The organism is Azospirillum brasilense (assembly GCF_005222205.1).
In the GTDB taxonomy this organism is placed as follows: domain Bacteria; phylum Pseudomonadota; class Alphaproteobacteria; order Azospirillales; family Azospirillaceae; genus Azospirillum; species Azospirillum brasilense_G.
This window is the reverse complement of the sequence record NZ_CP032346.1, coordinates 548,323-562,029: the sequence shown is the minus strand read 5'-3', so window position 1 is coordinate 562,029 and position 13,707 is coordinate 548,323. Positions and strand designations below refer to the sequence as shown.

At 68.4% G+C, this 13,707-nt stretch carries 13 protein-coding genes and 1 tRNA gene; 6 read left to right on the top strand and 8 right to left on the bottom strand.

Translation table 11 applies throughout. The annotated features are described in order from the left end of the window. Window positions 1–37: 37 nt before the first annotated feature. The 5 genes from D3869_RS16630 to D3869_RS16610 form a co-directional block, all read right to left on the bottom strand. A complete protein-coding gene (locus tag D3869_RS16630; protein WP_137141076.1) occupies window positions 38–517 on the bottom strand; it encodes a hypothetical protein in 480 nt (159 codons plus the stop codon). A gap of 172 nt (window positions 518–689) precedes the next feature. Continuing rightward, entirely contained in the window at window positions 690–1,316 is a 627-nt protein-coding gene (locus tag D3869_RS34470; protein ID WP_137141075.1) for a calcium-binding protein, read from the bottom strand. Between the two features lie 19 nt (window positions 1,317–1,335). Further along, window positions 1,336–1,572 carry a hypothetical protein gene (locus D3869_RS16620; RefSeq protein WP_137141074.1) on the bottom strand — a complete coding sequence of 79 codons (237 nt, stop codon included), beginning with the start codon at window positions 1,570–1,572 and terminating at the stop codon, window positions 1,336–1,338. A gap of 49 nt (window positions 1,573–1,621) precedes the next feature. Further along, window positions 1,622–1,810, bottom strand: a complete 189-nt coding sequence (locus D3869_RS16615; protein ID WP_137141073.1) for a hypothetical protein — start codon at window positions 1,808–1,810, stop codon at window positions 1,622–1,624. A gap of 41 nt (window positions 1,811–1,851) precedes the next feature. Further along, entirely contained in the window at window positions 1,852–2,004 is a 153-nt protein-coding gene (locus D3869_RS16610; RefSeq protein WP_137141072.1) for an entericidin A/B family lipoprotein, read from the bottom strand. Between the two features lie 195 nt (window positions 2,005–2,199). Here D3869_RS16610 and D3869_RS16605 point away from each other — a divergent pair, with 195 nt between their 5' ends. The 6 genes from D3869_RS16605 to D3869_RS16580 all read left to right on the top strand — a co-directional run bounded on the left by D3869_RS16605 (window position 2,200) and on the right by D3869_RS16580 (window position 9,441). Next, the gene (locus tag D3869_RS16605) at window positions 2,200–3,579 is read left to right on the top strand and encodes an MATE family efflux transporter (protein ID WP_137141071.1); all 1,380 of its coding nucleotides are present in this window, start codon (window positions 2,200–2,202) and stop codon (window positions 3,577–3,579) included. A gap of 200 nt (window positions 3,580–3,779) precedes the next feature. Further along, window positions 3,780–6,602, top strand: coding sequence for a DNA gyrase subunit A (gene gyrA, locus D3869_RS16600; protein ID WP_137141070.1), 2,823 nt, complete (start codon window positions 3,780–3,782; stop codon window positions 6,600–6,602). Window positions 6,603–6,623: 21 nt separating this feature from the next. Continuing rightward, window positions 6,624–7,172 carry a pantetheine-phosphate adenylyltransferase gene (gene coaD / locus D3869_RS16595; RefSeq protein ID WP_094302433.1) on the top strand — a complete coding sequence of 183 codons (549 nt, stop codon included), beginning with the start codon at window positions 6,624–6,626 and terminating at the stop codon, window positions 7,170–7,172. A gap of 121 nt (window positions 7,173–7,293) precedes the next feature. Then, window positions 7,294–7,369, top strand: a tRNA-Lys gene (locus D3869_RS16590). Window positions 7,370–7,586: 217 nt separating this feature from the next. Beyond that, entirely contained in the window at window positions 7,587–8,423 is an 837-nt protein-coding gene (locus D3869_RS16585; RefSeq protein ID WP_137141069.1) for a hypothetical protein, read from the top strand. 10 nt (window positions 8,424–8,433) lie between these two features. After that, window positions 8,434–9,441, top strand: coding sequence for a YihY/virulence factor BrkB family protein (locus D3869_RS16580; RefSeq protein WP_137141068.1), 1,008 nt, complete (start codon window positions 8,434–8,436; stop codon window positions 9,439–9,441). A gap of 10 nt (window positions 9,442–9,451) precedes the next feature. On the opposite strand, the gene D3869_RS16575 is transcribed toward D3869_RS16580, so the two are convergent. The 3 genes from D3869_RS16575 to D3869_RS16565 all read right to left on the bottom strand — a co-directional run bounded on the left by D3869_RS16575 (window position 9,452) and on the right by D3869_RS16565 (window position 13,608). After that, window positions 9,452–10,414, bottom strand: a complete 963-nt coding sequence (locus tag D3869_RS16575; protein WP_137141067.1) for a DUF1624 domain-containing protein — start codon at window positions 10,412–10,414, stop codon at window positions 9,452–9,454. Window positions 10,415–10,461: 47 nt separating this feature from the next. Further along, window positions 10,462–11,421 (bottom strand): sensor histidine kinase, encoded by a 960-nt coding sequence (locus D3869_RS16570; RefSeq protein ID WP_247895891.1) that lies wholly within the window; start codon window positions 11,419–11,421, stop codon window positions 10,462–10,464. A 207-nt stretch (window positions 11,422–11,628) separates the two neighbouring features. Further along, window positions 11,629–13,608: an ATP-binding protein gene (locus D3869_RS16565; RefSeq protein ID WP_137141065.1), complete on the bottom strand. Its 1,980-nt coding sequence runs from the start codon at window positions 13,606–13,608 to the stop codon at window positions 11,629–11,631. Window positions 13,609–13,707: the final 99 nt, after the last annotated feature.

Genomic DNA, 13,707 nt, shown 5'->3' with positions numbered 1-13,707 from the left:
CCGGAGCGTCTTCGCATGGTCTGGCCGGCAGCCGGGATCAGCGCGGGGCGGTGGCGCGGTTCCAGTTGGTGGCGTCCGCCGGATTGCCGGGTATGGGGGCAAGGGATGGGGCCAGGGCCGGAGCCATCGCGGCGGGCGTGGCGAACAGGGCGTCGAACTGATCCGCGCTCATGCCGGTGAGGACGAGCGCCTGCCGCTCTTCCGAATAGCGCAGTTGCCCTGAGTCGAGCGTCACGTGGCGCTTCACCGGATGGACCGGCGCGCCGCTCGCCACCACGAGCTGCACCGGCTCGCGGGCCGGGGTGAGAACGACATCCTCCACCGCGCCCAGGATGCGGTTCTCGGGAATGGACTGCACCGTCAGCCCGACCAGTTCCAAGGGGGACATCTGCGCCATGGGCCGTTGCGTGGCACCGGTCTCCGCGCAGGCGGCGAGCGCGGCCAGGGAGCAGACGGCCAGCAGCCGGGTGGCCAGCAGCCGGGTGGCGGGGCGGGGGGTGAAGCGTCGATGATTCATGCGTGGCTCCTCCGTCGCGTGGGCAAGGCTATAACGCGGCAGCGGAGCGGAGGGGCAACGGGCCGGAACGGAAAAGGGCGCGGCCAGCCGCGGCCACGCCCCTTGCGCCATCAGACCCCCATGCCCGCGGTACTTCCTTCAGGTGGGGGGCGCCGGTCAGGTGAAGACCCAATCAGGTGAAGACGTAATCGCGGCCGGACACCAGCCCAACCGAGTCCACGGTCAGCGACGAGCCGTCCCGGAAGCCGAAGGCCGTGCTGGTGGCGGTGGTGGAGACGGTCAGATCGGCGGCGGCGAAGCCCCGGAACTCGATGCGGTCGATCCCCGCTTCGAAATAGCTGATGTCGTCGGTGCCGAAGCCCCCCGGCGCCACGTCGAAGCGGAAGATGTCCGTCGCGCCGTCGCGGTAGCTCACCATATGGTCGTTGCCGGCGCCGGGCAGGAAGATGTCGGAGCCATCGTCGCGCAACGTGTCGATCAGCCAGTCGTCACCGGTTCCACCGACCAGCGTGTCGTCGCCGCGCCCGCCCTTCACCGTGTCGTTGCCCGATCCGCCGTCCAGCCAGTCGTTGCCGGCCCCGCCGAACAGCTGGTCGTCGCCTTGGCGCCCGTACATGTGGTCGTTGCCCGGATCGCCGGCGTAGGGATCGCCCAGCCAGTCGTTCCCCAGCCCACCATCCAGGGTGTCGTTGCCGAGACCTCCGGAGAGCGAATCATTTCCTCCATTGCCATAGACCGTGTCGGCGGAGTCGGTGCCGAGGTAGCGTTCGGCGGCGTTGGTTCCCGAAAACCTGGCCATGGTTGCCTCTCCTCAATGATTAACAAACAGTTAACATCAAGGTGGGAAGAGAGAAAGGTAAAAAAATACTTAACGCATCGGCGCCAATTTTTGCCACGGCCCCTTGGGTCTTGTTGCTCTTGTGTTTCGGTGTTGTTTCCAGATTCGAATCTTCGATTTCCAATGCGTCGGCCATTGGATGCGTCGGCCATTGGATGCGTCGGCCATTGGATGCGTCGGCCATTGGATAAGGAAAAAGGCCGGCGCCTTGCGGCACCGGCCTTTCATGAAATTGCCTGTTGCGAACGAACGCCGTGTCCGGCGCCTTACGCCTGGGTCGGCGACGGCATGCCGGGAACCGGCTGATCCGCCGGTGGCGGCATCTCCGGAGGGGTGTCGGGATTCTCAGGCACCGGGTAGGGGTCCGGCGTGGTCGGACGATCCGGCTGCGGGGTGTTCGGGTTGCTCGGCGGCGGCACCTCGGTGGGGCGCTCCGGCGTCATGGGATCGCTCATGCGGGCGTCTCTCTCGTGGTTGAAAAGCGTGGCGGGGCGCGTCACTCGGCGGCGCGTTCGACGGCCCGGCCGCCGGCCTGGACGTCCTGCCCGGCCCCTTCGATCGTGTTGCAGCCGACAAGCAGCGCGGCGAAGGTCAGGACGAAGCTGGCGAGGGCAATCTGGCGGACGGGGAACGGCATGGCGCGGCTCATGATCCCGAACTCCTCAATGGATGCTGTTGATTCGTCAACGCGCCGCCGCGGGCGTTGGTTCCGGCCCATTCGGCGGATTTGCAACAGGGCGGAAGGACAATAAGCCGCCACTTGACGTGGTACGCCGCACGGTCAAGATGGCCGGTTCCGCCACCGGCGGTGACAACCGTACACAAGCGACCGACAGCCTTGATCATGCCTGACCACGCGATTCCCGCCCCTCTCCTGGCCGACCGCCTGCGCACCCACGCCGGTGAACTGCTGCGGCTGGCCGCCCCGGTCATCGTCTCGCGCGCCGGGCTGGTCGTCATGATGGCGGTCGATACGGCCATCGTCGGCCGCTACAGCGCGCAGGAGCTGGCCTATTACGGGCTGGCCCATCTGCCGGCGAACCTGCTGGTCACCACCGGCGTGGGGCTGATGATGGGCGTGGTGGCGGTGACCGCGCACGCCCTTGGCGCCGGCCAGGACGCCGAATGCGGGCGCGTCTGGCGCCGGGCGATTCCCTACGCGCTGCTGCTCGGCATCCTCTTCGCCCTGGCCTCGCTGGCCGGCGAGCCCTTCTTCCGCCTGACCGGCCAGTCCGCCGATCTGGCGGCGGGCGGCGGGCAGGTGATGGCGGTGCTCGGCTTCGGCATGCCGGGCATGATGCTGTACGTCGCCACCGGCTTCTTCCTGGAGGGGCTGAAGAGGCCCGTGCCGGGCATGGTGGCGATGATCCTCGGCAATCTCCTGAACGCGCTGCTCGCCTGGATGCTGGTCTGGGGGCATGGCGGCTTCCCGGCGCTGGGGGCGGTCGGCTCGGCCTGGGCGACCACGGCGGTGCGCTGGGGGATGGGGCTCGGCCTGGCCTTCTACGCCTGGCACATGAGCGACCATGCCCGCTGGGCGGTGCGCGACCCGGTCCGCGACTGGTGGAGCGGCAGCCGCAAGCAGCGCCATCTCGGCTACGCCGCCGGGGTCAGCCTGGGCGTGGAAAGCGGCGCCTTCGCCACCTTGGGCCTGTTCGCCGGGATGATCTCGCCGCTGGCGCTCGGCGCCTACACGGTCGGTCTGAACCTCACGGCGCTGCCCTTCATGGCGGCGGTCGGGCTGGCCTCGGCCACGGCGGTGCGGGTGGGGGTGGCCTATGGCCGGCGCGACCCGCTGGACATGGCGCTGGCCGGCTGGACGGGGCTGGCGGTGACCAGCCTGATCCTGGCCGGAGTCGGGGTGCTCTACCGCTGGATGCCGGAGCCGCTGGCGGCGATCTACAGCGCCGATCCCGAGCTGATCGCCGCGGTGGCGCCGCTGATCGCCTTCACCGCCTGGGTCCTGGTGGCGGACGGCGGGCAGGTGGTCATGGCGAACGCGCTGCGCGGGCGCGGCGACGCCTGGGTCCCCACCGCGCTGCACTTCATCTCCTACGCGGTGGTGATGATTCCGGTGTCGGCCTTGCTCGCCTTCGGGCTGGACCGCGGCGCGCGTGGTCTTTTTGAGGGAATTTTGATCGCCAGTGTGGTATCCGTGACCATCCTTTCGCTGCGCTTTGCGCTGTTGAGCCGCCCTCGTCCTGCAAAGGCCGGAGGCCATTGACCTGCAAAGGCCAGAAATCGTGGGACTGCCGGAGCGTTGTGTGCACATGCGAAAGCTGATAGGAATTCTTATATTACATGCAGCGGCCCGAAGGGCCGTGCGGACGATCACCGTTGAGCCTTAAGTGTTGAACCGAGAGCGTTGAACAGCAAGCGCTGAACACCGAGCATCGCCGCAGCCCGTAGAATGAGTTTGTCTCCTTGAGCACGACGCCCCTTCCTCCCGCCTCCGACATCGCGCCGGTCACCATCGAAGACGAGATGCGCCGGTCCTATCTCGATTACGCGATGAGCGTGATCGTGAGCCGCGCTCTGCCCGACGTCCGCGACGGGCTGAAGCCGGTGCACCGCCGCATCCTCTACGCGATGAAGGAAGGCGGGTACGATTCGACCAAGCCCTACAAGAAGTCGGCGCGCATCGTCGGCGACGTGATGGGTAAATACCACCCGCACGGCGACAGCGCGATCTACGACGCCATGGTCCGCATGGCGCAGGACTTCTCCATGCGCCTGCCGCTGATCGACGGGCAGGGCAACTTCGGCTCGATGGACGGCGACCCGCCCGCGGCCATGCGCTACACCGAGGCGCGGCTGGCCAAGGCGGCGGAGGCGCTGCTCGACGACATCGACAAGGACACCGTCGATTTCCAGGCCAACTACGACGATTCGGGCAAGGAGCCCACGGTCGTCCCGGCGCGCTTCCCCAACCTGCTGGTCAACGGCGCCGGCGGCATCGCCGTCGGCATGGCGACCAACATCCCCACCCACAATCTGGGTGAGGTGGTGGACGCCTGCTGCGCCTACATCGACAACAACGACGTCACGCTCGAAGAGCTGATCGAGATCGTGCCCGGCCCGGATTTCCCGACGGGCGGCATGATCCTCGGCCGGTCTGGCGTCCGCTCGGCCCTGATGACCGGGCGCGGCTCCGTCATCATCCGCGCCAAGACCGACATCGAGGAGGTTCGCAAGGACCGCCTCGCCATCGTGGCGACGGAGATCCCGTACCAGGTCAACAAGTCCAAGCTGATGGAGCGCATCGGCGAGGTCGTCAACGACAAGACGATCGAGGGCATCGCCGACCTGCGCGACGAATCGGACCGCGACGGCGTGCGCGTGGTGATCGAGCTGAAGCGCGACGCCGTGCCCGACGTGGTGCTGGCCCAGCTCTTCCGCCACACACAGCTCCAGACCTCCTTCGGCGTCAACATGCTGGCGCTGAACGGCGGCCGTCCGGAGTTGATGGACCTGAAGGCCATCATCGCGGCCTTCGTCCGGTTCCGCGAGCAGGTCATCACCCGGCGCACCGAGTTCCTGCTGGGCAAGGCGCGCGAGCGCGCCCACACCTTGGTCGGTCTGGCCGTCGCCGTCGCCAACCTCGACGCCATGATCGCGCTGATCCGCAGCGCCCCGGACCCCGTCTGGGCGCGCGAGCAGATGATGGAGCGCGAGTGGCCGGCGCTGGACGTCGCCCCGCTGATCGCGCTCATCGACGAGCCGGGCCGCGGCGTGTCGGAGAACGGCACCTACCGTCTGTCGGAGGAGCAGGCCCGCGCCATCCTCGACCTGCGTCTGCACCGCCTGACCGGGCTGGAGCGCGACCGCATCGGCGCCGAGCTGAAGGACGTCACCGACCAGATCGCCGATTACCTGGAGACTCTGGCCAACCGCGCGAAGCTGCTGGGCATCCTCCGCAACGAGCTGGTGGAGATGAAGGAGCGGTTCGGCACCCCGCGCCGCACCGAGATCCAGGAGCTGGAGTTCGAGGCCGACATCGAGGACCTGATCCAGCGCGAGGACATGGTCGTCACGGTCAGCCAGTCCGGCTACGTGAAGCGCGTGCCGCTGTCCACCTACCGCGCGCAGAAGCGCGGCGGCAAGGGGCGGTCGGGCATGTCGATGAAGGCGGAGGACGCGGTCAGCGACCTGTTCGTCGCCAACACCCACACGCCGCTTCTGCTCTTCTCGTCGCGCGGCATGGTCTACAAGCTGAAGGTCTACCGCCTGCCGCTGGGCAACCCGCAGGCGCGCGGCAAGGCCTTCGTGAACCTGCTGCCGCTGATCGACGGCGAGACCATCACCACCGTCCTGCCGCTGCCCGAGGACGAGGCCGTGTGGGCAAACCTGCACGTCGTCTTCGCCACCTCGAAGGGCAACGTGCGCCGCAACCGCATGTCGGACTTCGCCAACATCCGCTCCAACGGCCTGATCGCCATGAAGCTGGAGGAGGAGGGCGAGCGTCTGATCGCCGTCCGCACCTGCTCCGAAGCCGACGACGTTCTGCTGGCCACCGGCGGCGGCAAGTGCATCCGCTTCGAGGTCGCCGACGTGCGCGTCTTCGCCGGCCGCACCTCGACCGGCGTGCGCGGCATCCGTCTGGCCGATGGCGACGAGGTCATCTCCATGACCACGCTCCACCACGTCGAGTCGTCGCCCGAGGAGCGCGCCGCCTTCCTGAAGCGCAAGCGCGAGGAAGGCGTCGACATGGAGGGCGAGGCGGCGCCGGAGGCCGACGAGGTGTCGACCGAGGCCGTGACGCTCAGCACGGAGCGCTACGAGGAGCTGAAGGGCCTGGAGCAGTATGTGCTGACCGTGACCGAGCGCGGCTACGGCAAGCGGACCTCCTCCTACGAGTACCGGGTGACCGGCCGCGGCGGCCAGGGCATCTGGAACATGGAGATGGGCGAGCGCAACGGCTCCATCGTCGCGGCCTTCCCGGTGGAGGACTCGCATCAGGTGATGATGGTCACCAACGGCGGTCAGGTCATCCGCATGCCGATCCACGACGTACGGATCGCGGGCCGCAAGACGCTGGGCGTCACGCTGTTCCGCGTCGGTGCGGACGAGCGCGTGGTGTCCGTCGCGTCCATCGCGGAGGATGAGGACACCAACGGGAACGGGACCAACGGCAACGGCAGCGATCCGAATGGCGGCGATCCAAACGGCGGCGTGACGGCCTCCGTGGACGATGCGGCTGGGAACGAGGCCGCTCCTGGCGATACCCCCGGTGACACGATCGAATAAAAAGAGGCGGAAGGTACTCCCATGGCCAAGCGCCGCATCGGTGTCTATCCCGGCACCTTCGACCCGATCACCAACGGTCATATGGACATCATCCAGCGGGCGTCGCGCCTCGTCGATCATCTGATCGTCGGCGTCGCCCGCAACGCCGGCAAAGGTCCGCTCTTTTCGACGGACGAGCGGGTGGCGATGGTTCGGGAGGACGTGACCGCCCTCAACAACGCTGGGGCGAGCATCGAGGTGCGGGCCTTCGACACGCTGCTGATGCATTTCGCGGTGGAGGTGAACGCCACCGTGATCATCCGCGGCCTGCGGGCGGTATCCGACTTCGAGTACGAGTTCCAGATGGCGGGCATGAACGCCCGCCTGAACCCGAAGATCGAGACCATGTTCCTGATGGCCTCGGAGAAGAGCCAGTTCATTTCCTCCCGCTTCGTCAAGGAGATCGGGCGCCTGGGCGGCGACATCCGCGGCTTCGTCAGCGGCCGCGTGGCCGATCATCTGGCCGAGCGCTTTGCCCTGGAGGCCGGCAACGGCGACGCCAGCAAGCAGGTGCAGACCCTCAAGCAGTGACGGCGCCGGGGCCGCGGCGGATAGCGAAATTTTTGTGCGCTCCGCCCAACCCCGCTGTTGACCGGGGCGTCACCGCCCCCTATGTTGCGCCCCGCATCGGCAACAGGCCGTATGCTTCTGTGATCCGGTAGCTCAGTCGGTAGAGCACGTGACTTTTAATCATGTGGCCGTGGGTTCGAATCCCACCCGGATCACCATTCCCCTCAATGGGTTAGCGTTCTGACGATCCGCCGCTTCGGTCTCCTTCTGCAAACCGCTTTATGGCAGTTTGCAAGGGATGGAGTACCGCTCTCGGTCGCCGCTGTTTAAAAAGATCGGGCGGGCGATCCCTCGTGTCACCCCGGCAGCGAGCCGGAACCTTCGGCCAACTTCCGGTGTTGCTTGGCGGCAGCGTCAAGAGGGGGAGTCGCCGGCATGAACCGAGCCACCGATCCGTACGCCGACACCAAGAGCGGCGTCGCGACGGGTAACACAGCAAGCACCGCACCCACATCCGAAACCCTGGCCGACACCCCGGCATTGCCACCCGGCCGGCGTGGAAAAGACGAGATCGAACAGGATATCCACGCCATCCGCGGTCGCATGGATGCGGTTCTCGACGAAATCGAGTTCCGCCTGTCCCCTGGACAGATGTCGGGCGGTGTCATCGAAGTGGTGCGGGACGTGGTCGAGGGCAACCCGTCGCGCGTCGCCCGCGCCATCCGCTCCAATCCCTGGCCGCTGGCTCTGGTGGCTGCGGGCGCCCTGTGGTTCGCCTGGACGGTGTCGCGCACGCCGGAGGTCGAGCCGGCCGTCCCAGGAGCCGCCGCGGGGCAGGCCGCCGATGGGACAACCCAGGATGTGCTGAGCGTTCTGGTCGCCGCCTGCCGGCAGGGCGCCGTCGGCTTCCGCCAAGCCGAGATGGTTCTTCACGATCCCGATCTGACGGCGCGGCTGACCCAGGTGGCCAGCCAGTTCGACCGCAGCGCCGCCGCCCTGGAGGCGGAGCTGGTGCGCCGCGGCGGTGGCCGCGATCTGCGGGCTCCGGTTCACGCGGTGTGGCGCGAGCTTGATACCGAACTGGGCGGTGCGCGGACGCGCGGCGGGCTGCTTCGTGGGCTGGAAAGCGGCGTGGAGGGCACGCTCGGGCTGTTCCGCAACAGTCTGCACGAAGAGCTTCCCGAGGAGCTGACGGTGATCGTCGGCGCCCATTTCCACGAGATCGAGACGGTGCGCCACCGCGTCGGCGCCCTGCGCGAAGCGGTCGCGTGAGGGAGGGGGCATGTTGGGGCTGAGCCGTCGCCATCGCAACCAGTATCCGCGCGTCGAGATGGGAGGACGGGGGCGGTCGGCGGTCCGGCCCTCCGACATTCCCAAGGCGGGCTGGAAGGACATCCTCTGGCGCACCTGGGAAGAGCAGGGCAAGGATAACATCTCCATCGTGGCGGCGGGGGTCGCCTACTACGCGCTGTTCGCCATTTTCCCGGCCATCGCCGCCCTGGTCTCGCTGTACGGCTTGGTTTTCGACCCGGCGGGGGTGGAGCAGCAGGTCAACCAGCTGGCCGGCCTTCTGCCGCCGGAAGCGCTGAACGTGCTGCGCGATCAGGCGCGCAATGTGGCGTCGGCACCACAGGAAGGTCTGGGCTTCGGCGTCCTGTTCGGCCTCGTCCTGACGCTGTGGAGCGCGTCGCGCGGCACCAATTCCCTGCTCACCGCTCTGAACATCGCCTATGGCGAGGAAGAGCGGCGCAGCTTCTTCTGGCTCGCCGTCCTGTCGCTGCTGTTGACGCTGGCCGGTCTGGTCTTCGTGATCGTGACGCTGGCGATGATCGTGGCGGTGCCGGCGGCCATCAATTTCCTTGGCCTGCGGGACACCCCGATCGGCTGGGCCGCCAGCCTCGCGCGCTGGCCCATCCTGGCGGTGGCGATCGTGCTGGCGCTTGCCGTGCTCTACCGCTACGGCCCGGACCGGCGGCAGCCGAAATGGCGCTGGGTCACCTGGGGATCGGCCATCGCCACGGCGCTGTGGATCATCGCCTCGGTGGGCTTCTCGGTCTATGTCGCGAACTTCGGCAGCTACAACCAGACCTACGGGTCGGTCGGTGCGGGCGTGGTTCTGCTGCTGTGGTTCAACCTGACCTCCTACGTGATCCTGATGGGGGCGGAGCTGAACGCGGAGATCGAGCACCAGACCGCCCGCGACACCACGGAGGAGGACGGGAGGGGTCCGAAGCCGATGGGCCACCGGGACGCCTACGTCGCCGACACGGTGGGCAAGCGCCGGGCGTAGTGTTTTCCGGTCAGCGGCTGCCGCAGCTTTGAATTACACCGTCGACCTTGCGGGCGCTGTCGGCGGTCAGCCGGTCGTGGACGAAGTCGGACCACAGGCCGGCCCTGTTCAGGTCGTCCGACACGCAGCGGCAGGTGGCGGTGCAGTGCGCCATCTCGCCGCCGCTGGCGGTGCAGGTCGCCACGCAGGAGGTCTGGAAGCTGCGGACATCGGCCGGGTCGGCGCCGATCCCGAGCGCCAGCAGCGACAGCAGGCCGAACAGCACGGGCTGGTGCAGCAGATAGAAAGCCAGGCTGTGCCGCCCCGCCCAGGCGAATCCGCGGCCGACCGCCCCGCCCGGAGTCTCGGCCGGACCGGGACGCCACACCCGCCCCAGGGCCATCCCGAACAGGAAGCCGCCGAACCAGGGAAAGAGCGGCACGTAGTCGTTCGATTCCGGCGCGAAGGTCATCAGCCCGATCCAGCGCAGCCACGGCTCGTCGAACAGAGGCAGGGCGACCGTTTCGCCCAACGCGATCACCGCCACGCCGAGCAACAGGAGAATCGGCCAGGGCAGGCGCAGCAGCGCGAGGCCGAGCAGGCTCGCCACCGCCATATGATGCAGAACGCCGAAGAAAATCGGGCTGTCGGGAAACATCGCCAACGACACCGCCGACACGCCGGCCGCGGCCAGGACGAGCAGGGCGAGGCGCCGCAGGAAACGGCGTCGATCGATCCCGCCCTGCGCCGCCAAGGTGAGGCTGAGGCCGGACAGGGCCAGGAAGCTGCCGAGGATGCCGGTGCGCGCGGCGAGCCACAGCGGATCGCCGAACAGGTCGAAATCGGCCAGCCCCAGATAGGTCAGGTCCCAGGAGCCGTGATAGACGGCCATGGCGAGCAGTGCCACGCCGCGCGCCAGGTCGATGACGCCGACGCGCCGCGCCGTCATGGTCGCCGGGGCCGCCGATGCGGATGAGGTCGAGAGGATGGGCATGGGCGCGACTTTTGCCGGAACGCCAGGTCCCTGTCCACCGATGCCCGTCAGGACGCTGTGGTCTGGGAAAGAACCAGCCGGGCCGTGGTGCCCTGGCCGCGCGCTCCGGTCATGCTGAAGCTTCCGCCGATCTGGGCGGCCAGCGAGCTGACGATCTTCAGGCCGAGGCTGGAGGGGCGCGTCAAGGTGAAGCCCTCGGGAAGTCCCGCACCGTCGTCGCTCACCGTCAGCACCACTTCTCCATCGCGGGACTGCAGGTCGACACCGATCCGTCCGGCCTCGCCGTTGGGGAAACCATGCTCCAGGGCATTGCTGACCAGTTCGGTAAGGATCAGGGCGAGCGGGATCAGAGTGTCCGGCGGCAGGTCGGACTCGGCGGCGCTGACCGTGCAGTCGATCCGCTCCGCCCCGGAGGTCTTGAGGATGTCCTCGCACAGCTCACGCAGGAACGGCTCCATGTCCATCGTCCCGTCGTGGGGCGCGTGGAGCCGGCGGTGCAGGCGGCCCAGGGTGGAGAGCCGTCCGGAGGCTTCCTCCAGCGCGCGGCGGGCTTCGGGATCCTTCACCTTGGACCTCTGGATCGCGATCAGCGAAGAGGCGAGCTGAAGGTTGTTCGAGACGCGGTGCTGGAGCTCGCTGAACATCACCTGGGTCTGCTGTGTCAGGCGGGCGCTGCGGTTGCGCTCCTCGGCCAGCCGCTCCAGCGCGACGTTCATGACGTGGATCACGGCGATGTCCACCACCACGACCAGCCCGAAGAAGCCCAGAGCCAGCGCGCTGCCGGGCGCCAGTTCCAGCGAGTGGCTGGGGCCGAGGAAGAAGTACCAGGAGGCCAGCCCGCTCAGCAGTGCGGTCAGGATGCCCGGCCACAGGCCGGCAAGGAAGGTTGTGACGATGACCGCCGGGAAGAAGGTCAGAAACGGGAAGCCCGCCGGCAACCGGTCGTCCAACGCAAGACGCGCCACCAGGGCGACGACAAAGGTCGCCAGAGCGAACGTGAACCCCAAACCCGTGTGCCCGCGCAATCGGGTGAGCTGGGCAAGAGTCATATGCGGCGGTCGTCCGTTTCGAAAGCAGGGAACGGACGATGCCGTCCGCGGAGGGAAGCGACTACGATATGGAGATTCGTATGCGAACGCACCGCCTTTTATGCGGGTGCTTGGCAAATTAAGTTCGATCTTCGTAGGGGTTGTCCAGCGCTTGGTCGCGGGCCTTCATGCGGCGGTTATGGTCTTGCGCAGATCGGCGCATTGCGCCAGCAACGGCGTCATCGAACGTTGCCCGGCGATGCGGGCGGCGGCCTCCAAGTGCCGCGCCGCGTCCCCATCCGCCTGCGCGACGAGTCCACGGGCCAGCGCGAGTCGCGCCCAGGCCTCGTCCCCCGATTGTCCGGCGGCCGCGGCCTTTCCGGCGGCGTCGCGGGCGTTGCGGACGGTGTCCTCCGGCTGGCCGGAGAGCAGAGCGGCCTCGGCGATCCAGATGAGGATTTGCGGTTCGTGACGCCGGATGCCGAGCATTCGCGCATGCTCCCGGCTGCCCAGCAGCAGGGATGCCCCGTCGTTGAGGGCCCCAGTGCGGACCAGGGCGTAGCCCAGCGCGCCGAGGACGAGAGGCTGGCAGGCGTGCAGGCGGATCGTCTCGGTGATGGCGACGGCCCGCTTCAGCGGCTCCACCGCCACGGCGTAGCGCTGCGCGGTCAGCGCGACCCAGCCGAGATGCAGACAGGCCAGGGCGTGCGACGCAGCGTGGCCGCTGTCCTCCGCCAGGGCGAGCGCTGCACGGGCCAGCCGCAACGCCTCCTCCGGATCGCCCAGTTCCGCCCGGCAGCGCGCCCGGTGCGCGGCGATGCACACCGGAGCCAGGGCGGTCGGACCGTGGAGATGGCGCGTGTCCCACCGGGGCGCCAACTCGGCAGCGGCGCGCAGGACGGTGTCGGCGTGGCGGAAGCGCCCCTCTTCGGTCAAGCCGCAGCCCAGTTTGATGAGCGTCTGCACCTGTTGACCGGAGCTTTCGGTTCTCAGCCAGATCCGCCGGGCCATCATGCCCACGCGCCGGGCCGCAGCCAGGTTGCCGCCGGCCCAGTGCAGCGTGGCCAGAAGCGACAGGGCTCGTGCGGCGCGCTGCTGGTCGCCGAGGTCATCGGCAAGCGCGAGGGCCTTTTCCGCTGCCTTCATCGCGCCGCCATCCTGCGGCGATTGGGTGCGGGCCAGCGCGGTCCACAGGTCGATCCGGCGTTGCGCGTGCCGCCGGGTCACGGGAAGCCGGTCCAACGCGGCCAGGGCGTTCCTGTAATGGCGGGCGGCGTCGGCAAGGCGGCAGCCCGCCTCCGCCCGTTGCCCGGCGTGCCGCGCGCAGGCGCAGGCCAGCGCCCACTCGCCGGCCAGCGGGGCGTGGTGGGCCATCCACTCGATCCGTTCCGGCCTCCGGTCGCGGCGCAGCGCGTCCAGCGGCTGGGCGTAAGCGGCCGGATCATCGCCCTCGGCGCCGATGGAATCAGCCGAGCCGCCATCCGGTTCCGGCAGGACGATGCGCCGTGCCGTGCCGGGTGGAGTCCAACCACCGGGCCGCGCGCACGGCGTGGCGGAGCGGATGGTCAGCAGGCACAGCCGCGCGTCCTCCACGGCGTTGCCGAGCGCGTCGAGCAACGGCACCGTCAGGCCGCGAGCCCACTGGAGGTTCTCCACCACGATCAGGACGGGGCGTGCGTAACACAGGTCCAGTATGGCGGTGGCCAGCCCTTCCACCTGGAATTCCGCCCTCTGCCTGTCGTCCAGCCCGAGCCAGAGCGGTTGAAGCGATGGAAGGCCCAACAGGCCGCGCACAGCCTCTCCGGCCAGTTCACCGCCGCCACGCTCGGCGGCCAGAGCGATCTCCCGGCGGGCTTCGTCGCGAGAGCCACCGGCCAGGATCGGAAGGCTGACGGCCACCGCTTCGAGATCGTCGGGTCCGCCCAGGGGGGGCAGCAGGGATTGCGGCCAGCGCAGGATGCCGAAACCGGCGGCGACTGGGCTGTGGACAAGCGTTTCGATCAGACGGCTGGCGTCGCCATCCGCCGCGGTCAGTGAAAGTATGGAACCAATGCCTTCCTCGGCCCGATGCAGGGCGTCCGCGATGTCCGCCAGCGCGCGCCGGAACGCGGCGCCATCGGGAGGCGCCCCGGGATTATCCTGGGCGACGGACCGTAGCGGAGCCATCGGTTTCCCCGTGGTGTTGCTTCAGTGGAACGCACTTCCCGTTTAGGAATGCCGGAGCATGTGGAAAGACAATGACAGATTTTGTGTTGGATGGCCTGC